The organism is Butyrivibrio sp. AE2015, from assembly GCF_000420825.1.
Classification (GTDB): Bacteria; Bacillota; Clostridia; order Lachnospirales; family Lachnospiraceae; genus Butyrivibrio.
The window spans coordinates 56,754-82,421 of sequence record NZ_ATVR01000003.1; the positions used below are offsets into that span (position 1 = coordinate 56,754).

Annotated in this window: 21 protein-coding genes; all 21 read left to right on the forward strand. The window is 41.5% G+C overall.

Annotated elements, in window-relative coordinates:
* The first annotated feature begins 3 nt into the window (after nt 1-3).
* The 21 genes from G585_RS0102330 to G585_RS0102430 all read left to right on the forward strand — a co-directional run bounded on the left by G585_RS0102330 (nt 4) and on the right by G585_RS0102430 (nt 25,651).
* A complete protein-coding gene (locus G585_RS0102330; protein WP_022772694.1) occupies nt 4-993 on the forward strand; it encodes an ATP-grasp domain-containing protein in 990 nt (329 codons plus the stop codon).
* 17 nt (nt 994-1,010) lie between these two features.
* Nucleotides 1,011-2,102, forward strand: coding sequence for a glycosyltransferase family 4 protein (locus G585_RS0102335; protein ID WP_022772695.1), 1,092 nt, complete (start codon nt 1,011-1,013; stop codon nt 2,100-2,102).
* Nucleotides 2,103-2,203: 101 nt separating this feature from the next.
* Nucleotides 2,204-3,520 (forward strand): nucleotide sugar dehydrogenase, encoded by a 1,317-nt coding sequence (locus G585_RS0102340; protein WP_022772697.1) that lies wholly within the window; start codon nt 2,204-2,206, stop codon nt 3,518-3,520.
* Between the two features lie 129 nt (nt 3,521-3,649).
* Nucleotides 3,650-4,624, forward strand: coding sequence for an SDR family oxidoreductase (locus tag G585_RS0102345; protein WP_022772698.1), 975 nt, complete (start codon nt 3,650-3,652; stop codon nt 4,622-4,624).
* Nucleotides 4,625-4,803: 179 nt separating this feature from the next.
* Nucleotides 4,804-5,547: a DUF2334 domain-containing protein gene (locus G585_RS0102350; protein ID WP_022772699.1), complete on the forward strand. Its 744-nt coding sequence runs from the start codon at nt 4,804-4,806 to the stop codon at nt 5,545-5,547.
* A gap of 42 nt (nt 5,548-5,589) precedes the next feature.
* Complete coding sequence (locus G585_RS16825) at nt 5,590-7,035, forward strand: glycosyltransferase (protein WP_022772701.1); 1,446 nt, start codon at nt 5,590-5,592, stop codon at nt 7,033-7,035.
* Nucleotides 7,035-8,234 carry a glycosyltransferase gene (locus tag G585_RS0102360; RefSeq protein WP_022772702.1) on the forward strand — a complete coding sequence of 400 codons (1,200 nt, stop codon included), beginning with the start codon at nt 7,035-7,037 and terminating at the stop codon, nt 8,232-8,234. The genes G585_RS16825 and G585_RS0102360 overlap by 1 nt, the downstream gene beginning before the upstream one ends.
* Before the next feature lie 291 nt (nt 8,235-8,525).
* Entirely contained in the window at nt 8,526-9,461 is a 936-nt protein-coding gene (locus G585_RS0102365; protein ID WP_022772703.1) for a methionyl-tRNA formyltransferase, read from the forward strand.
* The gene (locus tag G585_RS0102370) at nt 9,418-10,572 is read left to right on the forward strand and encodes a glycosyltransferase (RefSeq protein ID WP_242829979.1); all 1,155 of its coding nucleotides are present in this window, start codon (nt 9,418-9,420) and stop codon (nt 10,570-10,572) included. The genes G585_RS0102365 and G585_RS0102370 overlap by 44 nt, the downstream gene beginning before the upstream one ends.
* Before the next feature lie 15 nt (nt 10,573-10,587).
* Nucleotides 10,588-11,343, forward strand: a complete 756-nt coding sequence (locus tag G585_RS0102375) for a hypothetical protein (RefSeq protein ID WP_022772706.1) — start codon at nt 10,588-10,590, stop codon at nt 11,341-11,343.
* Between the two features lie 54 nt (nt 11,344-11,397).
* The gene (gene asnB / locus G585_RS0102380; RefSeq protein ID WP_022772707.1) at nt 11,398-13,302 is read left to right on the forward strand and encodes an asparagine synthase (glutamine-hydrolyzing); all 1,905 of its coding nucleotides are present in this window, start codon (nt 11,398-11,400) and stop codon (nt 13,300-13,302) included.
* A gap of 24 nt (nt 13,303-13,326) precedes the next feature.
* On the forward strand, nt 13,327-13,569 hold the full coding sequence (locus G585_RS0102385) for an acyl carrier protein (RefSeq protein ID WP_022772709.1): 243 nt from the start codon (nt 13,327-13,329) through the stop codon (nt 13,567-13,569).
* 18 nt (nt 13,570-13,587) lie between these two features.
* Nucleotides 13,588-13,977 (forward strand): VOC family protein, encoded by a 390-nt coding sequence (locus tag G585_RS0102390; protein ID WP_022772710.1) that lies wholly within the window; start codon nt 13,588-13,590, stop codon nt 13,975-13,977.
* A gap of 80 nt (nt 13,978-14,057) precedes the next feature.
* Complete coding sequence (locus G585_RS0102395; protein ID WP_022772711.1) at nt 14,058-15,266, forward strand: glycosyltransferase; 1,209 nt, start codon at nt 14,058-14,060, stop codon at nt 15,264-15,266.
* Nucleotides 15,267-15,294: 28 nt separating this feature from the next.
* The gene (locus G585_RS0102400) at nt 15,295-17,085 is read left to right on the forward strand and encodes an HAD-IIIC family phosphatase (RefSeq protein WP_022772713.1); all 1,791 of its coding nucleotides are present in this window, start codon (nt 15,295-15,297) and stop codon (nt 17,083-17,085) included.
* A 15-nt stretch (nt 17,086-17,100) separates the two neighbouring features.
* On the forward strand, nt 17,101-19,014 hold the full coding sequence (asnB, locus tag G585_RS0102405) for an asparagine synthase (glutamine-hydrolyzing) (RefSeq protein WP_022772714.1): 1,914 nt from the start codon (nt 17,101-17,103) through the stop codon (nt 19,012-19,014).
* Between the two features lie 12 nt (nt 19,015-19,026).
* Nucleotides 19,027-20,541, forward strand: a complete 1,515-nt coding sequence (locus G585_RS0102410) for an MBOAT family O-acyltransferase (protein WP_022772715.1) — start codon at nt 19,027-19,029, stop codon at nt 20,539-20,541.
* A gap of 49 nt (nt 20,542-20,590) precedes the next feature.
* Nucleotides 20,591-21,679: a hypothetical protein gene (locus tag G585_RS16830; RefSeq protein WP_022772717.1), complete on the forward strand. Its 1,089-nt coding sequence runs from the start codon at nt 20,591-20,593 to the stop codon at nt 21,677-21,679.
* Nucleotides 21,680-21,822: 143 nt separating this feature from the next.
* A complete protein-coding gene (locus tag G585_RS0102420; RefSeq protein WP_022772718.1) occupies nt 21,823-22,695 on the forward strand; it encodes an alpha-1,2-fucosyltransferase in 873 nt (290 codons plus the stop codon).
* 48 nt (nt 22,696-22,743) lie between these two features.
* Nucleotides 22,744-24,537, forward strand: coding sequence for an ABC transporter ATP-binding protein (locus G585_RS0102425; RefSeq protein ID WP_022772719.1), 1,794 nt, complete (start codon nt 22,744-22,746; stop codon nt 24,535-24,537).
* Between the two features lie 70 nt (nt 24,538-24,607).
* Nucleotides 24,608-25,651 (forward strand): alpha-1,2-fucosyltransferase, encoded by a 1,044-nt coding sequence (locus G585_RS0102430; RefSeq protein WP_022772721.1) that lies wholly within the window; start codon nt 24,608-24,610, stop codon nt 25,649-25,651.
* Nucleotides 25,652-25,668: the final 17 nt, after the last annotated feature.

The window sequence follows — 25,668 nt, forward strand, 5'->3', positions numbered from 1 at the left end:
AGCATGAGTACCAATATTCTTGTTTTAAGTGCAGGCACCAGAAATAAGGTAGTACAGGCTTTCAAAAAGGAGCTTGCTAACAATGGTAAGGTCTTTGCAACAGACTGTTCAAACCTTGGCCCTGCTATATATGAAGCAGATGAAGCAATCCTTGTTCCAAGAATCAAGGATCCCTTCTATATTGATGAGATTCTTGGAATCTGCAAAAGAAATAACATAGATGGGGTGTTTAGTCTTATAGATCCTGAGCTTTCTCTTATAGCAGAAAACGCAGACAGATTTACTGAAGCAGGCATTACACCTATTGTATCTTCATATGAGCTTTGCGAGACGAGCCTTGATAAATATCGCATGTACGAGATGCTTGTTAAGCTGGGGATCCCTACAGCAAAATGTTATCTTTCAATAGAGGATTTTGAGACAGCGAAGGCAGCTGGCGAAGTAGACTTCCCTGTTTTTGTAAAGCCCAGAAACGGTAGCGCTTCAATAAATATCAATGCTGTAGAATCCAAAGAGATGCTTGTAGCTCTTTTCCACGACTTTGATGATCTTATTATTCAGGAGTACATGAGGGGCCAGGAGTACGGTGCTGATGTATACATTGACCTTATTTCCGGCAAGTGCACAGATATTTTCCTCAAGGAAAAGATCAAGATGAGAGCCGGCGAGACAGATAAATCCGTTTCAGTTAAAGATGAGAGACTCTTTAAGCAGATAGTTTCTTTTGTTGAGACTGTTGGCTACAGAGGAATGATTGACATCGACCTTTTCTATGACAATGCAACAGATGTCTGGTATCTGTCAGAAGTAAATCCTCGTTTTGGCGGTGGATACCCACATGCCTATGCATGCGGAGTCAACTTCCCAAGATGCATCATCAACAACTTAAAGGGTAAAGAAAATCCCGTTAACATCGGTGATTACCAGGAAGGCGTGTACATGATGAAGTACAACGAGCTCTGCATCCTTCCTGAGGACAAATTAGCAAAATAAATCATAAAGGTGACATTATGCCAAAGGCGTTAATACTAGCAAACTCATCAAGTGGGCTCTATGATTTCAGAAATGAACTTCTTCTGGGACTTATGGATGAAGGATATGAAATAGTTATCAGCCTGCCTGATGATCTTAAGGTAAAAGAGCTGACTGCAGAAGGCTGCAGAGTAGTTCATACTGACATCAACAGACGCGGAGTCAATCCTGTACAGGACTTGGCTCTTTTTGGCGCTTATAGAAAGCTTTTAAAAAGTGAGCGCCCGGATGTGGTTTTGACCTATACAATAAAGCCCAATATTTACGGCGGATTTGCCTGCAGACTTGCAAGAATCCCATATTTTTCGACTATAACAGGTCTTGGAAGCACATTTGAGCGCGGAGGAATTTTGCTCAAAATGATAATCGCCATGTACAAGACTTCCTTAAAGGGGTGCAAATGCCTCTTTTTCCAGAATCAGAACAACAGGCAGATATTTGAAGACTGTGGCATACATGCCAAAAAGCATGTGACTGTAAATGGCTCAGGCGTTAATCTTGATAAACATAAATTTGAAGAATACCCCGGCCACAGCGATGACGTTACAAGATTTCTTTATATTGGAAGGATCATGAAGGAAAAGGGCTCGGAAGAGTATTTGTATGCAGCGAAAAAAATCCATGAGAAATATGGAGATAAAGTTTCTTTTTCTGCCATCGGTTACTTTGAGGACGAATTTGAAGACCAGGTAAAAGAAGCTGAGAAAAAAGGAATCCTTAAGATGATACCATATCAAAAGGATATTCATCCTTATATTAAAGAAGCGGACGCAGTAGTTCACCCTTCTTACCATGAGGGCATGTCAAATGTTCTGATGGAAGCAGCAGCCACAGGAAGACCGGTTATTGCTTCAGATATAAATGGATGCAAGGAAATCGTTGATAAAGACAGATCAGGAATTTTGGTTGAACCCAGAAACAGAGAGGCTCTTTTTGATGCAATCGATAGATTTATGCAGCTTGATGCCGATTCCAGGAAAGAAATGGGGCGCTTAGGCCGCAGCTGGGTTGAAAATAATTTTGACAGGAAAAAGATAATAAAAGCGTACATAGATGAGATTACTGCTTAATGAGGGGCGTTTTGCCATATTTGACAGCCGTAGTATAATACCTATGTATGTTATTGATATTAAATTTAAATTGAAATATTTTTTAGTGTGGAGGATACACCATGAGCTTATATGAGAAGCTCCTTTCTGGAGAGGAAAAGTTATCACTTGTAGGACTTGGATATGTAGGAATGCCTATAGCAGTGGCCTACGCCAAAAAAATCAAGGTTGTAGGATACGATTTCAACGCTGCTAAGGTTGATCTTTATAAAAAGGGAATTGACCCAACAAGAGAAGTTGGAGACGCAGCTATTAAAGAGACTTCTGTAGAATTTACAGCAGATCCTGAGAAACTTAAGGAATGTAAATTCCACGTTGTTGCAGTTCCAACACCTGTTAACGACGATCATACACCTGATCTTTCACCTGTAGAGGGAGCTAGCCGTACACTTGGTAAGTACCTCACAAAGGGTTCTATCGTAGTTTATGAGTCAACTGTATATCCGGGAGTAACAGAGGATATCTGTGTTCCTATTCTTGAAAAAGAGTCTGGACTTAAGTGCGGAGTAGACTTTAAGGTTGGCTATTCACCTGAGCGTATCAACCCTGGTGACAAGGTTCACAGACTTGATACTATTACAAAGATTGTTTCAGGTATGGATGAAGAGACTCTTGAGGAGATTGCAAACGTATACAGCCTCGTTGCACTTGCAGGCGTATATAAGGCTCAGTCAATCAAGGTTGCTGAGGCTGCAAAGGTTATCGAGAACTCACAGCGTGATATCAACATCGCTTTCATGAACGAGCTTTCAATGATCTTCCACAAGATGGATATCGATACAAAGAGCGTACTTGAAGCAGCAGGCACAAAGTGGAACTTCCTTAACTTCAGACCGGGTCTTGTAGGTGGTCACTGTATAGGTGTTGACCCTTACTACCTAACATACAAGGCTGAGGAACTTGGTTACCACTCACAGATCATCCTTTCAGGAAGACGTATCAACGATGATATGGGTAAGTATATCGCAGAGTCAGCTGTGAAGAGACTTATCGCTAACGATATCGCTGTTAAGAATGCAAAGGTTGCAATCCTTGGCTTCACATTCAAGGAGAACTGCCCTGATACAAGAAATACAAAGGTAATCGACATATACAACGAGCTTTTAGAGTATGGCATCACACCTGTAGTTGTTGACCCAGAAGCTGATTCAGATGAAGCTAAGAGACTTTACGGCATTGAATTCGATACTCTTGATGCGGTAAAAGACATGGATGCTGTTATCGTAGCTGTAGCTCACAAGGAGTTTGAGAACTACAAACCAGCAGACATTGTTAAGTTCTTTAATCCTGCCCATGCCACAAAGGTATTTATGGACCTCAAGGGCATTTATGACATGAACGACTACAAGGCACCTGAGTTTGATTATTGGAGGCTGTAAGCACTTAGCGAGGTTGTTTCGAGCTTAGTGCGCGCGTGTTCCGGCGAGCGAACGCGAGAGCGGAACTTCCTTATTTTTACAGGACGGTTTTGAAATACTAGATTTATTTAGATATATAAGGAGTTGTACATGAGTTATAAAGAGTTGAAATTCCCGGAGAATTCAGTGTTCCTCGTTACTGGTGGAGCTGGTTTCATCGGATCAAATATTTGTGAAGCACTTTTAAATATGGGTTATACAGTTAGATGTATGGATAACCTTTCAACTGGACATATTGAGAATATCCAGCCTTTTATGGGAAATCCTAAGTTTACGTTCATCGAGAAGGATATAAGAGACCTTGATGCATGTATGGAAGCTACAAAGGGCGTTGATTATGTTCTCAATGAGGCTGCCTGGGGATCAGTTCCCAGAAGTATTGAGATGCCTCTTTTGTATGAGGAGATCAATATCAGAGGAACACTTAACATGATGGAAGCTTCAAGACAGAACGGAGTTAAGAAGTTCGTCTATGCTTCAAGCTCATCAGTTTACGGTGATTCTACAACACTTCCTAAGAAGGAAGGGCAGGAAGGAAACGTTCTTTCTCCTTATGCTCTTACAAAGAAGACAGATGAAGAGTACGGTAAGCTTTACAAAAAGCTTTATGGCCTTGATACATATGGCCTCCGCTATTTCAACGTATTTGGAAGAAGACAGGATCCTAACGGCGCTTATGCAGCTGTTATTCCTAAGTTCCTTCGTCAGCTCATGAATGGTGAGACACCAACTATCAACGGCGACGGCAAACAGTCCCGTGATTTCACATATGTAGATAACGTTATTGAAGGAAATTTACGTGCTTGTCTTGCTTCTTCAGAGGCAGCAGGCGAAGCTTACAATATCGGTGCAGGCGGAAGAGAGTTCCTTATTGATGTTTATCATCATCTTACAGAAGCACTTGGCATGGATGTAGAGCCAATATTTGGACCTCCACGCGCAGGCGATATCAGAGATTCCAATGCTGATATTTCAAAGGCAAGAAAGAACCTTGGATACGATCCTTCCTATGATTTCCAGGCAGGAATCAAGCTCGCTATCGACTGGTATAAAGAAAACCTATAAGATATAGGGATTCAAAGTCATGAGAATTTCATGCTTGCATGATAATTCACATGACCTTGAAGACCGAACGAAGATGAGGAAAAAAGATATGCGAAGAATGAGCATATCGATTTCCGAATATTCGTAGCATGACGAGAGCGAAGCGAAGTCATGCGTATATCTTACACACGAGGATAACCATGAAGATAACAATCCGAATTGACGATATTGCTCCGGAAATTGATTGGAGAAACTTTAATAGATTCAAGGCTATCCTGGATCAACATGGGATCAAGCCACTTATTGGAGTCATTCCAGATAATAAGGACAGTAAGTTAAAGATATCAGATGCTCCCAAAGGTTTTTGGGAATACATAAAAAAGCTTCAGGATGAAGGCTGGATTGTTTCCATGCACGGATGCAATCATTTATATACCACTGTTAATGGCGGATTATTTCCTCTTAACAAAAAGTCTGAGTTTGCCGGTTATGACTATGAAACTCAGCTTGATAAAATACAAAATGGTAAAGAAATATTGGAAAGCCATGGAATAAAGACAGACATTTTCATGGCTCCTTCACATTCCTATGATCGCGTTACTTTAAAAGCACTGAAGGCCAGTGGCTTTACTACTATAACAGATGGCTTTGGGGATAGACCATATAAAAGGTGTGGACTTATTTTTTATCCAATATCTCTTCAGAAATCAAAAAGTGTTGCGTCAACTAAAGATGGCATTACAACTTTTGTCTATCACCCCAATACTATGGATGAAAAAGATTTCGAAAGATTTGAAAAGCTTTTTGATAAGGCCCAGGTTGTTTCCTATTCCGAATATTCAAAGTATAATGTAAGAAGTCGGAGTTTTATTGGAAATATATATGAATATGCACTGGCAAAAGGCAAATATTTAGCCGTTCGTATCAAAAGTTCTATGATGTAAAGTGCAGGTGCATTTGAACTTATAGTATCAGGGAGAAATGATATGGAAGAAGGATATGGACAGATAAGGGTGCTTCATGTTCTTGGGGGACTTGGAGTAGGCGGCGCAGAATGCCGTATTATTGATTTGTATCGAAACATGGATAGAGACAAGATTCAGTTTGATTTTCTTGTACACTATTCTCCAGAAAAAACAGGTAAAAAGAGTCCGACTTCAGATGAACTCATGGCAGTTCGCGAGCCGGACTATTTTGATTCTAGTGTAAAAAAGCTGGGAGGCAGAATTTTCTGTCTTCCTAAATTTGTTGGAACAAACCTTGTAGAGTATAAAAAGGCTATAAAGCAGTTTTTTAAAGAACATCCCAATGAATGGAAAGTTGTGCAGGGACATATGACAAGCACTGCAGCAATCTACCTTCCAATAGCTAAAAAGGCCGGAGTTCCTATTTGTATAGCTCATGCAAGAAGTGCCGGAGTTGACCAGGGTGTAAAAGGTCTTGCCACAAGAGTACTAAGGAAACCTCTCCATAAAGAAGGGATAGCGGACTATAGCTTTGCATGCTCCAGAGAAGCGGGTGTTTCTGTATTCGGACAGGATATGGTTGATGCCGGCAATGTTCGTGTAATACCAAATGCCATTGATATTAAGCGTTTTGCGTATAATGAACAGGTAAGAGAAAATATAAGAGATGAACTGAACGTTTCCAATGCCCTTGTAATAGGCCATGTAGGAAGCTTTAGATATGCCAAGAACCACGAGTTCTTGTTGGAGGTTTTTGCGCAGCTCTGCAGATTCCTCGACAATGATGAAAATAACCAGTACAGCATGCTCCATGGTATGAGAATAAGACTCCTTATGCTTGGAAAAGGCCCTCTTATGGATGAAATGAAGAATAGGGCTGAGAAGCTCCACATCTATGACAGATGCATATTTGCAGGGAACAAGAGCAATGCCAGTGAGTACTATCAGGCAATGGACTATTTCTGTTTCCCATCCAGATATGAGGGACTTCCCGGAAGTGTTATTGAGGCCCAGGCAGCAGGTCTTCAGTGCCTTGTGTCTGACGCAGTAACACCTGAAGTTAACGTTACTGAACTTGTTTCCATGATGAGCATAAATTCAGAAGCCAAAGACTGGGCAAGGAAAATCCTCGATGACTTGCTTCTTAGAGAGAATTATCAGAGCGACCCTCTTATGGAGGAAATCAAACTCAACCAGACTCTTACAGCAATAGCTGGAGAGCGCAGAGAGAGCGTATTTGAGTCCGATGATATGCCTGATCTTGATGCTCTTGATAAGGGCACTGGCTTTGAAAAGCTCAATGCTCCATCTGAGAAAAAGACAAAGCGCAATAATATAAATGAGTTTTCAATCGGAGACAGAGACAAATCTTCAGATTATATTTTGAGTAAGCTTCGTCATGCGGGATTCGATGTGAAGAATCAGGCCAAGATGATGACTTACTTTTACGAGAGAGGACATTTTTAATGCAGGATAAAACCAAAAAGAACCTCTTACTTATGGTTCCAATGCTCCATCAGGGCGGATTTGAGAGAGTGTGCGTCACAACTGCCAGACTTATGCAGGACTTTTATAACGTTCACATTCTTATATTCAGTTCAAAAGACATTAACTTTGACATTACAGGTCTTGATGTGATCGACATTGATGTTCCCGCCAAAAAAGGCAAGATCAATAAAGTTATAAACGTGTTTAAGCGCGTTCAAAAAGTTAAGAAAATAAAGAAAGACCTTAATATAGATATTTCCTACAGCTTTGGCAGTTCCTCCAACTATGTAAATGTTCTTTCAAGAGGAAAAGAAAAAGTGCTCACAGGTCTTCGCTGCCAGACGGATCTTGAAAGTCCAAGGCAGGTTCAGCTCTTTTGCAGCAGATCCGATCAGGTCCTGTCTTGCTCAAAAGAGATTGTAAGACAGCTGAAAAGAGATTTTAATTACGACAGAAGCACCTATATATACAATCCTCTCGATACTGAGGACATTCAGAAAAAAGGAAGCGAAACTATTGAAGATTTTCCTTTTGACAGTGATACCAAAGTAATAGCCTGCATGGGAAGAAATGACTACATCAAAGGAATCTGGCATCTTGTAAAGGCATTTTCGCTTGTTGAGAAAAAACATCCCGAGGCACGCCTTATGGTTCTTGGTGCCGGAAATTGGGATCCCTACAAAGAGATGGCTGAAAAGCTGGGCATTTCTGGTAAGATATTTCTTCCCGGAAACAGAAAGAATCCGTTTGCATACGTTGCGAAGTCGGATGTCTATGTTTGCAGTTCAAATCATGAAGGCTTTCCTAATGCAGTCCTGGAGGCAATGGCCCTCAAAAAGCCACTTATTTCCGCTGATTGTAAGACAGGCCCCCGAGAGATATTACTTGACGATGCCCAGTACAACGACCTCATCACACAGATTCCAAGCGGTGACAGCATAAAAGAGCCTATAAACGGCAAATATGGTATACTAGTACCTGATATGGGTGAAAATGTGGATATGGATATCACTCATGTAACAGAAGAAGAGAAAATGCTTGCAGAAAAGATTTGCATGCTTCTTGATGATAAGAACCTTAGAGATGAATATTCTGAGCGAGCTTTCGAGCGAGCTTTGAATTATACACCTGAGAAATACCGTGACAGCATACATGATATATTTAGGTTGTACGAGTAATGTACCATTCCGCCCACACCTATAGTACTCCTCCAGCAATTTGCTGAGGCTGGTACATTTTTGGAAGGAACGTAGATTCAACTTGGGAGATATATGGTGGTGGAGTGTGAGTGCGAGTATGTCCTTTTGCGAGCCTTGAAAAACGCCGGTACTTAGGTGGCGTTTTTTGACACCTTAGTACCGCTGCGTTTTTCACGGAGCGAAAGCGTCCGCAAAAACATACTCACACGAACACGATAACCCCATATATTCCAAAGTTGTGCTAAAACCCACGAAAGGAGCCACAAACAAATGCACTACAAAGTTGTGGTTTTTGGCGTAAAAGATACGTCGGAAAATATTATAGATTTTATACAGAAAGAGCTTTGCCCTGTTGACCTTGTCATCACCATCGCACCTAAGGTTACAGAGAAAAACCAGGTTTCCGGTTTTAAGGGCCTTAGTTTTTTAACTGATAAATACGGAATCCCTGTTTTTGAAGCAGACAGCTACTTCTTAAACGATGACAAGACAAATAAATTCATTTCTGAAAATACCTTCGATCTCGGAATCGTTATGGGTTGGCAGAGACTTATCCCCAAGGAAGTCCTTGATGTATTCAAAGCCGGAATCTACGGATTCCACGGCAACTGTGGATATCTTCCTTTTGGAAGAGGCAGAAGTCCTCTCAACTGGTCAATGATACTTGGAGATACAAGATTTAACTTAAATCTCTTTAGATATGATGAGCATGCAGATTCACCTAATGTTTTTGCTACAGAGATGTTCCAGATAAATGAACACGATGACATCAGAACAGCTCAGTACAAGAACATGATATGCTCCAAGAACCTTATAAGAAAACTTGTTAAGACCTACATGGAAAAAGGAACCATTGAGATCCGCACAGATTCCAAGGACTTTGATTCATGGTACAATAAGCGTACAGCGGCAGATGGAAAGATTGATTTCCATGAGAGGACCAGAAACATCTACAACCTTATCCGCGGCGTGGCAGCTCCTTTCCCGGGTGCATTCTGCTATGCGGATACAGAGGATGACGACCACAAAGTTACGGTGTGGGAGGCACATCCTTTTGATGAGATGATTGATTTCTCGGCCTTTGCTCCCGGAGAGATTGTTGATATGTTTGATGGAAAGCCAATCGTAAGGACTGTTGACGGTTCCATTAGAATAGATAGATTTGATAGTAAAGTGGAGTTATCCACAGGAATGGTACTTAAGTAATATGAAGACAATTGCATTTCATTTAAACTGCCTCGTTCAGGGAGGCGCAGAGAGAGTAGTTTCCAACCTTGCCAATCAGTTTGCCAAGGAGGGCTACAAGGTTTACGTTGCGACAGAATGGGTAGACGAAAATGAATTTGCTCTCGATGAGAGAGTTACCCGTGTTCACGTTGGACTTCGTGAGGGCGATGAAAAGAAAAACCGTATAACAAAGTTCTTTTTACGAATTAAATACTTAAAAGAGTTCGTTAAAAAATATCATCCGGATGTGCTTATTGCCTTTGCCCAGAGAGCCAATTACAGAGCCCTCATGGCAGCAGGAAACAGCGATGTTCCGGTAGTTATATCCATAAGAACAGACCCGGTTGGACACTACGATGCATTTTCTGATAAAGTGCAGATAAAATGGCTCTTCCCCAAGGCAGCGGGATGCGTATTCCAGACTACAGGCCAGAAGGAGTTCTTTAAACCATACCTACAGGACAATTCAAGGATCATCTTAAATCCTGTTAATCCTAAGTACTTTGGCCTGACAGCACCTGCAGAGAGAGAAAAGGCTGTTGTTCATCACGCAAGACTTGTGGACTTCAAAAATCAGCCAATGCTTTGCAGAGCCTTTATCAAGGTTCATGAAAAGCACCCGGATTATGTACTTAAGATCTATGGTCCGGATTCTTTTGACGGAACAAAAGAGATACTGGATAAGATAATTGCTGATAATCATGCGGAAGATTACATCCTTCTTATGGGAGGCAGCGATGAACTGGAAAAAGAGATTCCAAAGGGTGCAGTCTACGCCTTCTCCTCAGACTGGGAAGGCATGCCAAACTCTCTTTTGGAAGCTATGGCAATGGGAATGCCTATTGTTGCTACGGACTGCCCATGCGGCGGACCAAGGACTGTTATGACAGATGGCAAGAACGGACTACTTGTTCCCATAAAAGATGAGGACAAGATGGCAGAGGGCATCTGCAAGCTCATCGAGGACAGAGAGCTTGCTGAGCGCCTTGGAAAAGAAGCTGCAAAGATAGAGGAAATAGCAAACGCTGATGCAGTATTTGTTCAGTGGAGAGATTATCTTGACGAAGTGATCGCCAGATCAAAGAGATAATGATAAGGAGCAAAAATGTTTTCATTTGAAGATTACAGAGAAATACTTAGAGCAATAAAAGAGACAGGTCTTTACGCTACATACGAGGAAGCTCTTGAAAGAGACTCATGGATCATCATGAGACACGACGTTGAGTATTCAGTAGAAAGAGCGTATGCCTTGTCAAAGGTTGAGGAGAGCATGGATTTCAGGTCTACATTCTTTTTCCAGTGGACCAACAATTCCTACAACATCCTTTCAAGGAAAAACAGGGATATCCTCACAGATATGCATGAAAGAGGACAGACAATAGGTCTTCATTTTGCCTTAAACGGAATGACAGATATGAAGCTCATAAGAGAGCGTATCAGACAGGAGATCGATATGCTCAGCAACATGCTTGGATTCGAGATCAATTCTTTCTCAATCCACAGACCATCACCTGATGTACTTGCAGAGAACATCAAAATCCCAGGCATTATCAATGCTTATCAGGACAACTTCTTTTCTTTTGACCCTAAGGCTACACCTGAGTCAAAGCTTGAAGTAAAGTACATGTCAGATGCAAACCACATCTGGAGATATGGCTACCCTGATGCGGAGACAATTGGCAAACACCAGAAGATTCAGATCCTGACACATCCATTTGCATGGACCAAAAAAGGATATGATAACCTTGAAAATTACAGGGCACTCATCAATGAGAAATATGTAGAACTTCTTGATTCGATCGACAATGAGTGCAAGGACTTCGGGCCACTTAGGGATAACTTCGAGAAATTGCCACTTTGATGCTTTTAGTTAGTAGTAAATATTACACATTACATTAAGGAAACAACATAGAGAATGTGCGGAATTTGCGGATATATTTCCAAAAACAGAATAAGTGAAGATAATCTCAGAATCATGAACGATACCATGATCCATAGAGGTCCTGATGACAACGGAGTTGCTATTTACGAGGATAAGGACGGCTATTCAGTGGGGCTTGCCCAGAGAAGACTTTCAATTCTTGATCTGTCGCCACTTGGACATCAGCCCATGCATTCGGTCAATGGCAGAATAACAATTGTTTTTAATGGCGAGATCTACAATTTCCTTGAGCTCAAAGAGGAGTTGTCAGACTATCCATATAAGTCACACTGCGACACAGAGGTTATCATTGCAGCTTACCTTAAATGGGGCATAGATATGGTTGACCACATTCATGGTATGTTTGCAATCGCCATTTATGACAGAGAAACTTCTGATGTTTACCTTATAAGAGACAGGATTGGTAAAAAACCTCTCTTTTACTGGATAGATGGTGAGAATCTTGTGTTTGGCTCAGAGCTTAAGCCTATTATGAAATGCCCGGGATTTAAGCCTGAAGTAAGAAAAGATGTTATTTCAAGGTTTCTTTATCAGCAGTATATTCTGGCCCCTGACACTATTTTTGAGAATGTCTATAAGCTTGAAGCCGGTGGAGTCCTGAAGTTCCACAAGGGTCAAGTGACAAAGTGGAAATACTGGGACATCAAAAAGGTTTATGCTGAAAAGTCTAAGGATCAGATAGAGAGCTACGAAGAAGCTAAAGCGGGTCTTAAAGAGAGACTTAAAAAGGCAGTTGCTGACAGAATGATCGCGGATGTTCCTCTTGGAACTTTCCTTTCTGGTGGATATGATTCATCCCTTGTAACAGCCATGGCCCAGGAATTTTCTGATAAGCCTGTCAAGACTTTCTGTATCGGCTTTGATGTGCCAAGTTACAATGAAGCTGAATATGCAAAAGAGGTTGCCAAGCACCTTGGTTGTGATCACACAGAGCTCTATATTTCTGAAAAAGAGATGTTTGACCTTGTAAGCAGCATTCCTCAGTACTATGATGAGCCTTTTGCAGACAATTCACAGATCCCTTCAATGCTGGTAAGTAAGCTTGCCAAAAAAGACGTTACAGTTGCTCTTTCAGGCGATGGCGGCGATGAGTTTTTCTGTGGGTACAATATATATGACAACGTAAGACAGGCACAGAAGCTTGAAATTCCTGGAGCAATAGTTAATGCCATTGGACAGATTCCTTTGGGAAATGGAAAGCTTATAGACAAGATGCCTTTCAGGGTAAGAGTTGTTGCTGCAAACAGGAATCCTGAGACAAAGACACAACTTGTTTCAGGAAGCTATGTGAAGGCTGCTCACGCTTTTATAAGCGGAGTAGAGAGTTTTGACAGGGATGTAAGAGGTCAGCAACCGGTTCTTTTCCCATTTGAGTCATCATATGGGGTAAAAGATTTCCAGATAAGGCGAATGCTCCTTGATATGGATACCTATCTTCCCGATGATATTCTGGTTAAGATGGACAGAGCATCCATGAAGTATTCACTTGAGAACAGATGCCCTATCATGGACACTGAGGTAATGGAGTATTCCTTCAGAATTCCTCAGAAGTTCAAATATATGGACGGCGACAAGAAGCATATCCTTAAGGATATAGCTTATGACTATATACCAAAAGAGCTGCTTAATCGTCCTAAGACAGGCTTTGGCGTGCCTATGGATCAGTGGCTCAGAGGTCCGTTAAAAGACCAGCTCATGGACTTTAGCTCCACTTCATTTTTGGAGAAACAGGGAATTTTCGACAGTGCGTATGTTTCCAAATTTATCAATAACTACATTGTAAACGGAGACGCAGGTCCTGCTACAGGAGCCAACTTTAGTAAGATTTCCTGGTCATTCTTTATTTTCCAGCAGTGGTATAACTACTACGTTGGGTAATCACATTTTAGAAAGAGGTTAATTATGACAAGAGAAGAAGTTTTTGAGAAAATGAACGAAGTTTTCAGAGACGTTTTTGAAGATGACGATATCACAGTAACAGATGAGACAACAGCAGACGACATTGATGATTGGGATTCACTTGAGCACATCAATCTTATGAATGCTATTGAGCAGGAATTCGACATCAAGTTTACAATGGGTGAGATCGTTGGAATGAAGAACGTTGGCGCAATGGCTGACCTTATCCTTGCAAAGCTTGGCTGATGATTATTTGAGGTAAAAATGAAAGTACACCACATAGGATATCTGGTAAAAAACATATCAAAGACTGAGAAAAAGTTTTTAGAACTCGGGTATGAAATTGAATCTCCTACAAAGTTTGATGAGATTCGAAACATTGACATTGAGTTTTTGGTAAACGGAGATTACAGGGTAGAGCTGATCGAGCCCAAAGGCGAAGAGTCTCCAATGTATCCACTCCTTAAACGTTACAAGAACACTCCTTATCATCTGTGTTATGAAGTGGAAAACATTGACAATGCCATATCTGATCTTCAGGATAAGCATTACACTGTGATCCAGGAACCCAATATCGCACCATGCATTGAGGGCAAAAAAGTAGCTTTTTTGAATAACATAAGCATGGGAATCATAGAGCTCGTTGAAATGTAAGCAAACAAACAGATGTTATGCTGTATTATCTGGCTAACGTAAAAATGCATGTATATTCATTTTGAGAGGAATATAATCCCTTGGAACAAGGAAACAAGAGTAAAAAGCATATAGCGATGTATATAGGCTCCCTTCAGAAAGGCGGAGCAGAGAGGGTCATGACGAACCTTGCAGATTTCTTTTTCGAGCAGGGCTACAGAGTGACCTTTGTTACTACATACCTTGCTGACAATGAATATGAGGTCAGGCACGCGGCATGGAAAAGAGTTCCTGCAGGAGCTCCCGGAGCTGAGCTTGTGGCAGACCTTGATGAGAATCCTGCCTGGGTTGACCCAAATGGCGGAGAAAAAGATGGTATAGCCCGCGTTTTCTCAGCTCTTTTAAAGTCTGAACAAAAGGGCAGAGCTTATAATCTTCGCATGAGACATAAAAAGCTCCAGGACATCTGGAAGAATCTTCATCCGGATCTGATCCTCAGCTTTATCGGAAAAAACAATATTATGGCACTTTCAACTGCTGGCGGCGAGAAAATCCCGGTAGTAGTTTCTGTGCGCTCAGACCCTGACAGGGAATATGCATCTCTTTCAATGAAATCTTCGATGCTCGCTCTCTTTGGAAGGGCAGCAGGTGTTGTAGTTCAGTCACAGGGAGCAAAAGAGAAGTTCCCGGGCTATATACAAAAGAAATGCACTATACTTCCAAATGCCATCAATCCTTCATTTATCAGAAAACGCTACATTGGCGAGAGGGAAAAGAAAATTGTAATGGTGGCAAGGCTTGATGCCAATAAGAATCAATCAATGGTTCTGGAGGCCTTTAAAGAGATCCTTGAAAAAGGCCATAAGGACTACAGCCTTGTATTCTACGGCGATGGCCCCGACAGGATAAAGCTTCAGAATATGGCAGTTAAGCTTGGAATCGACAAAAACGTTGAGTTTAAGGGAAGTGTGCAGCATGTTGCTGAGCACATTGAAAAGGCATCTATGTTTATCCTTGCATCCAAGCAGGAGGGAATGCCAAACTCCCTTATTGAGGCCATGTCTTTGGGACTTCCTTGTATTTCTACGGATTGTCCTTGTGGTGGGCCGAGAGACCTTATAACTGACGGAGAAAATGGAATCCTTATCCCGGTAGATGACAGGGAAGCTCTTGTAAGCGCCATGGAGAAGCTTATCACGGATAAGGACTTTGCAGAGAAGATAGGAACTGAAGCTGTGAAGATCCAGGAAAAATGCAGTCCTGAAGTTACAAATCAGAAGTGGAAAGAATACTTTGATTCACTCATGTGACAAATGTTTGAATATATAGGAGCAAAAGGTGAAAGAATTAGAATACCCCTTTGATAGCAGCTACATAATGAAAAAGTCAAAGAGCCTAAAGAAGGCTCTTTTATCTGATGGAAGTGACAGGATCCACAAGAAAATAGCAGTCCTTGGGGGGTCTACTACCCATGACATTATAAGGATCTTGGAGCTCTTTTTACTAAATTATGGAATTGAGCCCGAATTCTATGAGTCTGAGTATGGTCAGTACTGGCAGGATGCAATGTTCCCGGGTGAACTTAATGACTTTAAGCCGGATATCATCTATATCCACACTTCAAACCGCAATATCACTGACTTTCCTACAATGGATGACAGCGCGGAGGCGGTAGAAGAAAAGCTCCAAAAGACCTATCAGCACTTTGAGACCATGTGGAAGAAGCTCTCTGACACCTATCACTGTCCTATTATTCAGAACAATTTCGAGGCGCCATTTTATAGGCTCCTTGGAAACAGGGACTTTTTTGATGTTCACGGTCGACTTTCCTTTATAAACAGACTTAACGAGAAGTTTGCTGAGTATGCAAGGAAGGCTTCAGACTCAGCTGAGAGCTTTTTTATCAATGATATAAACTACCTTTCAAGCTGCTATGGACTTGATCAGTGGTCAGATCCGCTTGCCTGGCACATGTACAAATATGCCCTTTGCATTCCGGCTATTCCTACCCTTAGTTTCAACGTTGCCAATATTATCAAGTCAATTTATGGCAAGAACAAAAAGGGACTTGTGCTTGACCTGGACAACACCCTCTGGGGCGGAGTTGTAGGTGACGACGGCGTTGACGGCATCGAGATCGGCCAGGAGACCAATCTTGGTCAGGTATATGCTGAGTTCCAGAATTATGTGAAAATGCAGAAGGACATCGGAGTTCTTTTGACTGTTGATTCCAAGAACGATGAGGAAAATGCTATCGCAGGTCTTAATCATCCTGACGGAAGCCTTAAGCCCGATGACTTTGTGGCTATAAAGGCCAACTGGGAGCCCAAGAGCGAGAATATGAAGGCCATAGCAAAAGAGCTGAATATCTTGCCTGAGTCCTTGGTATTTGTAGATGACAACCCTGCTGAAAGAGCTATTGTTGAGGGACAGATCAAAGGGGCAGCAGTTCCGGAGATCGACAGCCCTGAGCACTATATCAGGATTATTGACCATGCGGGCTTTTTCGAGGCCACATCTGTTTCTGATGATGACAGAAAGCGCAACGAGATGTATATGGCCAACAAAAAGAGAACTGAGCTTGAGGAGAGCTTTACTGACTACAGCGAGTACCTTAAGTCTCTGGAGATGGAGGCTGAGATCGCGCCTTTTGAGAAGATGTACATGCCTCGAATCGCGCAGCTCACCAATAAGAGCAACCAGTTCAACCTGACAACCAAGCGTTACACGCAGGATGACATCGAGAAAACTGCCGCAGATGACAGTAACATAACCCTTTACGGGAGACTTAAAGATAAATTTGGTGATAACGGAATCGTATCACTTGTTATTGGAAATATCCGCTCTGATGCTGAGCTTCATATTGATCTGTGGCTTATGAGCTGCAGAGTTCTAAAGCGAGATATGGAGTTTGCCATGATGGATGCTCTGGTTAAAAAAGCTGTGGAGCGCGGAGTTAAGACAATTTATGGCTATTATTATCCAACAGCCAAGAACAAGATGGTAAAAGAGTTCTACGATATCCAGGGTTTTGACCTTGTTTCTGAGGATGCTGACGGAAATAAGACCTACAAGCTGGATATAAGTAAGGACTATGAAAACAAGAATAAAGTGATCAGTGTTAAGTGACACTAGAGGCATACTATGTGCGGAATTGCAGGACTGATACAGTTTAAGGGCGATGCAGAAAAGAACATCCGAAGGATGAATGATCGGATGCTTCACAGGGGCCCTGATGACGGTGGAATTTACATAAGTGATGATGGAAAAGTCGCCTTGGGACACAGGCGACTTGCTATTGTTGACCTTTCCAAGAATGGCGCTCAACCCATGAAATCTCATAGTGAAAAGAGCGTCATTATTTATAATGGCGAGATTTACAATGCTGCTGAGGTAAAAAATCTTTTGCTTAAAGATGCTTCTTCAAAGGGTGTAGATATTGGTTCATTTCGCGGAACTTCTGACACAGAGGTTTTAGTAGAAGCTATTGAGTATTTTGGCATGAAAAGAGCTCTTTCTCTCTGCAAAGGAATGTTTGCAATTGCAGTCTATGATCTTGAGAAAGGCACTATTTCTTTTGCCAGGGACAGAGTGGGAGAGAAGCCTTTATATTACGGAAATGTAGCAGGAGCCTTCGCTTTTGCTTCTGATATCGGCTGCCTTCGCGTTGTTGATGGCTTTGCTAACGAGATAAACACTGATGTTTTGGATATGTATTTTGAGGAAGGATATATTCCGGCGCCTTACTCCATCTATAAGGGGATAAATAAACTGGAGCCTGGTACTATTCTTACTTTGAATGTGGAGACACTAAAGACTCAGAGTGAAGTTTACTGGTCAATGGCAGAAGCAGCTAAAAAGGGCCAGAGCAATATTTTTACAGGTAGCAGAAAAGAAGCGACAGATGAGCTCGAAAGACTCCTAAAAGAGTCCATCAGGGGACAGATGATCGCGGATGTTCCTCTTGGAGCATTTCTTTCTGCGGGAATCGACAGCAGCACTGTGGTTTCTCTTATGCAGTCCATAGCTCCCGGAAAAGTGCGCACGTTCACCATCGGCATGGAAGATGAGAAGTTCAACGAAGCGGTTATTGCAAAAGAAATCGCGGCGCATCTTGGAACAGATCACACAGAACTCTACATAAATGAAAATGATGCAAAGGCAGTTATTCCAAGGCTTTCTTCTATGTTTGGAGAGCCATTTGCTGATTCATCCCAGATCCCGACTTACCTTGTAAGCAAGATGACAAGGGAGCATGTAACGGTTTCTCTTTCAGGTGACGGTGGGGATGAGCTCTTTTGCGGATATAAGTCCTATAATTCAGTGGCAAGAGTCTGGGGAAAGGCAGCAAAAATACCTTATGCCTTAAGAAACCCTGTAAGCTCACTTCTTATGAATATTTATGGGCCGGATAATTCAGATGAGCTTAAGGATAAAGTAAAATTTGCAAAGGCTCAGTATTTTGGCGCAAAGTCTCCTTACGAAGTTCACAGAATGGAGCATGAGAGCGACCCAATAATTAAAAAGATTGCGCTTAAAAAGGGAGAAGCAAGGTATAAATGCCTTGATCTGCCGGCGGATTTCCTTGGAGAAGTCAACCACGAAGCCATGCTTATGGACATGTGCATGTACCATCCGGACGATATTCTGGTGAAGGTAGACAGGACAGCTATGGCGGTTTCTCTTGAAACAAGAGTGCCTATGCTTGATAAAGACGTAGTAGAATTTGCCTGGTCACTGCCAATTGAGTACCTTCGAAATGATGAGCAGGGCAAACTTGTTCTGCGTGATGTGTTGTATAGATACGTTCCTCGTGATATGATGGAGCGACCTAAAAAAGGATTTTCAATTCCGGTCTCTAAATGGCTATTGGAAAAAGACATAAGAGATTGGGCTGAAGCTCTTTTGGACAAGGACAAGATAAGGCAGCAGGGCCTTTTAAATCCTGATGTCGTTGAAAAGATCTGGAAAGATTTCACAGACCGTGGAGTTTACCGCATTCAGATCTGGTATATCCTTATGTTCCAGCAGTGGCTGGAGACTGAGTACCAGCGATAATAGAGAGATAATATGGGAATCACTTCGTTTTATTTTTTGTTGTTTTTTGTAATTACAGTAGCTGTATATTATACAGTGCCTCTGCTTTTTAAAGGTAAAGGTCAGTGGGTGGTGCTTCTTCTTGCAAGCATTGCCTACTATCTTTTGTCTGGCAATGGGGTGCTGATTTTGTATCCTCTTTTTGCATCATTTGCAACCTGGGGACTTTTGAAAATCCTTAAGAAGGCTGATACTGCTCCTAAAAGGCGCACAGTTCTCTGCCTTGAGCTTGCAGCCCTTCTTGGAATCCTGATATTTCTTAAGTATACCAAGCTGATCCATGGAGGAAGCATTGCAACTCCACTTGGTCTTTCTTTTTATACCTTCATTCTTCTTGGATATTTCATCGAAGTTTACAACGGACTTGCAGAGGGTGGTGAGAGTTTTTTAAAAACTGCCCTTATCGGAATGTATTTTCCTGTTATGATATCAGGCCCTATTTTCCAGATAAGAGAAACAGGAAAGCAGTTTTTTGAAAGACATAAGCTCAATTATAAAAACATAACCTTTGGCGCTCAGAGAATGCTTTGGGGCTTTTTTAAAGAGCTGGTTATTTCCGAGAGACTGGCTGTAGTTGTTAACACAATCTACAACAACGATACAGAGTATCCAGGCGCTTATATCATACTTGGGACAGTGGGCTTTGCGCTTCAGCTTTACACTAACTTTTCAGGCTGCATGGATATAGTTATCGGAGCTTCAGAGTGCTTTGGGATCATATTGCCTGAGAACTTTACTACTCCGTTTTTTGCTAAGAACATCAGTGAATACTGGAGAAGATGGCATATCACTCTTGGAGTGTGGATGAGAGAAAATGTCTTTTACCCACTCCTTAGAAGTAAGATGATCATGAACCTGGGCAAGACTTTAAAAAGTAAGCTTGGTAAAAAGAAGGGCAAGCAGTATACCACCTATGTTGCTATGTTTATCCTCTGGTTTTCTGTAGGTTTGTGGCATGGCGGTGAGATGAAATATGTTATTGGTTCCGGCCTTTTGCACTGGGCATACATAGTAATTGGTGAACTCACACTTCCATTTTTTACCTGGCTCTTTGGCGAAAAGATGAAGATCAATATGAAGGGCAGATTTGCTGACTGCGTGCGTGTTGTAAGAACATTTATCCTTGTTTGCATCGGTGACCTGTTCTTTAGAGCAGACAACGTTCCTCACGCACTTCGCATGTTAAAAGAGAGCGTATCTACTTTCAACCCACAGATATTTGTGGATGGAAGCCTTTTGAACCTTGGAATTGATATTGTTGACTGGGGAATCGTTGTGGTTTCACTTATCATTCTCACATGTGTTTCTGTTATGCAGTATCGCATGGAGAATGGAATTAATGATTACAGTAACGTAAGAGAATTCATTGCTGACAGGCCGGTAGTTCTTAGATGGTGCATCTACATCGCATTTTTATTCTTTGTGATATTGATCGCAGAGTATGGCCCTGGCTACAGCGCAGCGGAGTTTATATATAAGGATTTCTGATTTAAGAGCAAATTCGGTTTTATTCAGATAGAGAGAACATAGTTTAGTTATGACAAAGAAACAAGTAGCAAAAATAGTAGTTTTCATATTGATCGTATCCTGGCTCCTTTTGCATGTGACCTACTGCATCAGGACTAATGGTGATGTTAAAGACAGGTTTGTTGGTTTTTATTCAGAGAAGAATAACACCATAGATGCTGTAATGATTGGGTCAAGTCCGGTATATCCCTGTATCTCCAATCCAATGATCTACGGCGATATGGGAATAACCATGTATCCTCTGGCCTCCAATATGCAGAGACCTGTTGCCACAAAGTATCTGGTGGAAGAGGTGTTAAAGACTCAGACACCTGATCTTTTCATTTTTGAGATGCGCATGTGGACTGCAGAGGATGAGAACCTTCTTGGAAACATGGCCCACACAAGGGAAGTTACAGATAATCTCAAGTACTCCATAAACAGGATCAAAACCATAAATGCTATGGTTGAGGATCCATCAGAGAGACTTTCCTATTATTTTGATATCTTTAAGTATCATTCAAACTGGAAGACATTGGCTTTGTGGTCACAGCTTCGCACTTTCATGTATGAGTACCCGGATGATTATAAGGGATTTGTGCCCTATTCTTCAGTTGGACCTGTTGAAAGAACAAATAATGCTTCTATCACGGAAAGGCAACCAATTCCTGCGGAACAGGAAGATTATTTGACAGATCTTTTGACATATCTGAAAGAGAAGAATCTCAATGCTCTCTTCGTTATCACTCCCTATGATGTAAAGGAAGATGAGCAGAAAAAGATTAATTATATCAGCGACATAGTTACGGCAGCAGGCTACAACTTCCTTGATATGGACCAGTATGTAGATGAGATTGGCCTTGATCATGCTGTTGATTTCAAGGACTACGGAACCCACACCAATATCGTCGGAGCTTATAAAGTTACTAAGTTCTTTGAGGATTATCTTCAGAAGAACTATGTGAAAGATGGAGTATTGGCTGACCACAGAGGCGATTCCAGGTACAAGTCATGGGATGAAGCCTACAAGCTGTGGCTTGAAGCCTACGAGACCGGTTCTGCGGAAGTTACCTACAACGTTGAGAACAAGATTTACTATGACCTTGAAGAAGGCGAGTAATAGGGGGCGTTGTTTTATAGATACGACAACTATGGTATAATATGACGACAGGGTCAAAAGGCCATAATGCGTTCATGCTTGCATGATAAGCTTTATGACTCGTCAGACTTACAGTATGCACATGCAACCAACCTGGAGGAGCTATGATAATCATTCAGCTTAAGGGCGGACTGGGCAATCAGATGTTTCAGTACGCATTATATAAGTCTCTGAAAAAGCGCGGAAAAGAAGTTAAGATTGATGATAAGACAGGCTTTGTCAATGACAAGCTCAGAATCCCGGTATTATCCAGATGGGGCGTTGAGTATGACAGGGCAACTGATGAAGAGATCATAAATCTTACTGATTCTAAAATGGATCTTTTCAGTCGCATCAGAAGAAAACTCACCGGTAGAAAAACATTTAGAATAGATGAGGAATCCGGCAAATTTAATCCGGAGATCCTTGAAAAAGAGAACGCTTATCTCGTAGGTTACTGGCAGTGTGATAAGTACTTTGATGATAAGGATGTTGTCAGGGAAATAAGGGAAGCATTCGAGAAAAAACCACAGGAACTTATGACAGATGCTTCAAGCTGGTCAACACTGCAGCAGATTGAGTGCTGCGAGTCAGTAAGTCTCCATGTCCGCAGGACAGACTATGTGGATGAAGAGCATATTCATATCCACAATATCTGCACTGAGAAATATTATAAAAATGCTATTGATAGGGTGAGAAAGCAGTATCCATCAGCTGTGTTCTTTATTTTCACAGATGATAAGGAATGGTGCAGAGACCACTTCAAGGGACCTAATTTCATAGTGGTTGAGCTTGAAGAGGGCGATGGCACTGATATTGCAGAGATGACTCTTATGAGCAGATGTAAGCACCACATCATTGCAAACAGCTCATTTAGCTGGTGGGCAGCATGGCTCAATGATTCACCTGAAAAAATTGTTATTGCACCTCAGAAGTGGATCAATAACCGCGATATGGACGACATCTACACAGAGCGCATGACTAAGATTGCTCTGTGATGGTCATTATTTCTTTGAACATACAACAAATAGTTAGGAAATATCTTAATGAGTAATACGAAAAAGGTAAGCCTGCTTGCCAAGATAAATTACATATTTGATAAAAAACAAAAGGGACAGCTATTCATACTAGCTGTCCTTATACTGATTGGGGGTGTTGTTGAGACTTTAGGTGTCTCAATGATGATCCCGGTTATTTCAGTTATATTAAAACCTGAGTCTCTTCACAGACAGATAGAAAAACGTGAGATACTCCAGAATATCGTGAATGCACTGGGCCTTAATACTGACCTTAAGCTCGCCAGTGCACTTCTTATTTCACTTATTTTCCTGTTTATATTTAAAAATCTGTATCTGCTTTTCCTTGTTTACAAGCAGAACACATTCATTTCAAGAGCCAGAAATGACATGATAAGCAGGGTAATGAGAGAATTCTTAAATAGACCCTATGAAGATTACCTTGGTGCGGATATTCCGACAGTATTTAGAATAACTGACAGTGATATTCCAAAGACATTTACTCTGATGCTTTCTCTTTTGTCACTTTCAACAGAGATGGTAGTTTCAATCTGCCTTGGAATCGTGCTTTTGGCAGTAAACTGGCAGATGACAGTGCTTATCCTTGTGGTTTTGGTGATACTTACACTTATCATTACCAAGATTTTGAAACCAAGGCTTAACACAATCGGAAGGAAGAATCAGGAAACACAGTCAAGGATCGCCAAGTGGAGAATCCAGGCAATCTATGGACTTAAGGATGTAAAAGTATTAAACAGGCAGGATTTCTTTATCCGAAACTATTACGAGTCAGGCAGGATCGGGGCTGATATCGACAGAAATTATATTGTTCTGAACAATATCCCAAGGCTCCTTATTGAGACTGTTTTCATATCAGTAGTTCTTTTGTATGTGCTTATCTATCTTGTAAATGGCGGCGATGCGAAAGCACTTCTTCCGCAGATCACAGCCTTTGGTATGGCAGCCATCAGGATCATGCCATCAGCAAACAGAATTAACACATACCTTACTCAGATAGCTTACAACCAGTACAGTCTGGACTTTGTTTATAACAACCTCACAGAATCCATGAAAATGGAAAAAGAGATGCGTGCAGAGAGAGCCAAGGTTGCAGGACCTGCCCTTCATCTGGAAAAAGAGATTGAGCTTAAAGATATAACATTCCATTATCCTGATTCCGAAGACAATATCTTTACTGATGCTAACATGATGGTTCCAAGAGGAAAGTCAGTTGGTATCATTGGACCTTCAGGTGCCGGTAAATCTACAATTGTAGATATTCTGCTCGGACTTTTGCACGTTAAAAGCGGCGAGATCCTCTGCGATGGCAGCAATATCTTTAGTAACTACGAGTCATGGCTTGCGCAGATTGGTTATATTCCACAGTCTATCTACCTTGTGGATGAGTCCATCAGAGATAACATAGCATTTGGTATTGATGCTGATAAGATAAATGACGACAGAATCTGGGAAGTTTGCGAAGAGGCCCAGCTTGCTGACTTTATCAGGACTCTTCCCGAAGGCCTTGATACAAGGATTGGTGACAGAGGTGTCAGACTTTCCGGTGGTCAGAGGCAGCGTATCGGTATTGCAAGAGCTCTTTATCACAACCCTGAGATCCTTGTATTTGATGAAGCTACCAGTGCTCTTGACAATGAGACAGAAGCAGCAGTTATGGAAGCCATCAACAGTTTCCACGGCAAGAAGACAATGATCATCATTGCTCACAGACTTAACACCATTGCTAACTGCGATATTATCTACGAAGTTAAGGATGAGAAGATAAAAGAGACAACACTTGAAGGTAGGACCATCATTCAGTAATGTGATGTTTTGCCCTTGAATAATACATAAGATCTGGCAATCAGCCTGTAATCTTATGATTGGAGTTTATATGATAGGAACAGAGTTTATACCGGGGTATGGTCTCGGCAATCAGTTGTTTTTTTATATAGTCACTCGATGTATGGCGCTTGATAAAGGCGTGGAATATGGATTCATAAATCCCGGTCAGGTGGGAAACGTGGCCCAGTCCCATCAAGGCATGTATTTCATGGATATCGACATGGGAAAAGAAATCCCTATGGCCGACAAGGACAAATTCACGATTTTTACTGAGCAGGACGATCGCCTGTACATGGGCAATTCCAAGCATGACATGGCAAATGGCTGCTATATAAGTGGGCCGGATCCAAAGCTCTTTGAAATTGAAGACAATACTTTGATCTATGGTAATCTCCAGGATCAGAGCTACTTTGAAAAATACAGAGATCAGATCAGGGACTGGCTCAAGGTTAAACCTGAGTATGAATCCTATGAGTACACAGCGAATGACCTGTGCATCATAAACATCCGCGGCGGTGAGTATACCAATCACCCGGAGCTCTACCTTGACAGAAAGTACTTTTTAAATGCGATAAAAAATATGAAGAAGATCAATCCTGCCATGAGATTCATGGTGGTGACTGAGGATGAAGAGGCAGCAAGGAAGATTCTTCCGGAATATGAGTGCCATCATTTTGACATGGGAAAAGATTATGTGACAGTAAAGAATGCCAGATATCTTATTCTTTCCAATTCATCTTTTTCAATTATGCCTGTAATGTCAAGCACTGAGCTTAAATACGCAATTGCGCCCAAGTATTGGGCAAGGCACAATATATCAGATGGTTTCTGGTCTTCAGAACAGAATATCTACACCTTTTTGCACTATCAGGACAAAAAGGGAAGGATATTTGAGGCAGATGAGTGCAGAAGAGAGCTTGAAGAGTATAAAAAGAAATCAGCTCTTTATGCACGAAGGAATCAAAGGCCGGGTAAGCTAAGGCTCTTTTGCCAGGTGATCCGCAGGAAATGCCTCTATGGCTTGTTCTATGCAAAGAAGATTTTGAGAAGCCTTGAAAAGCGTGTAGGAATTATCAAGAGATTTCAGTATTGATAATAATTCTCAGCTAT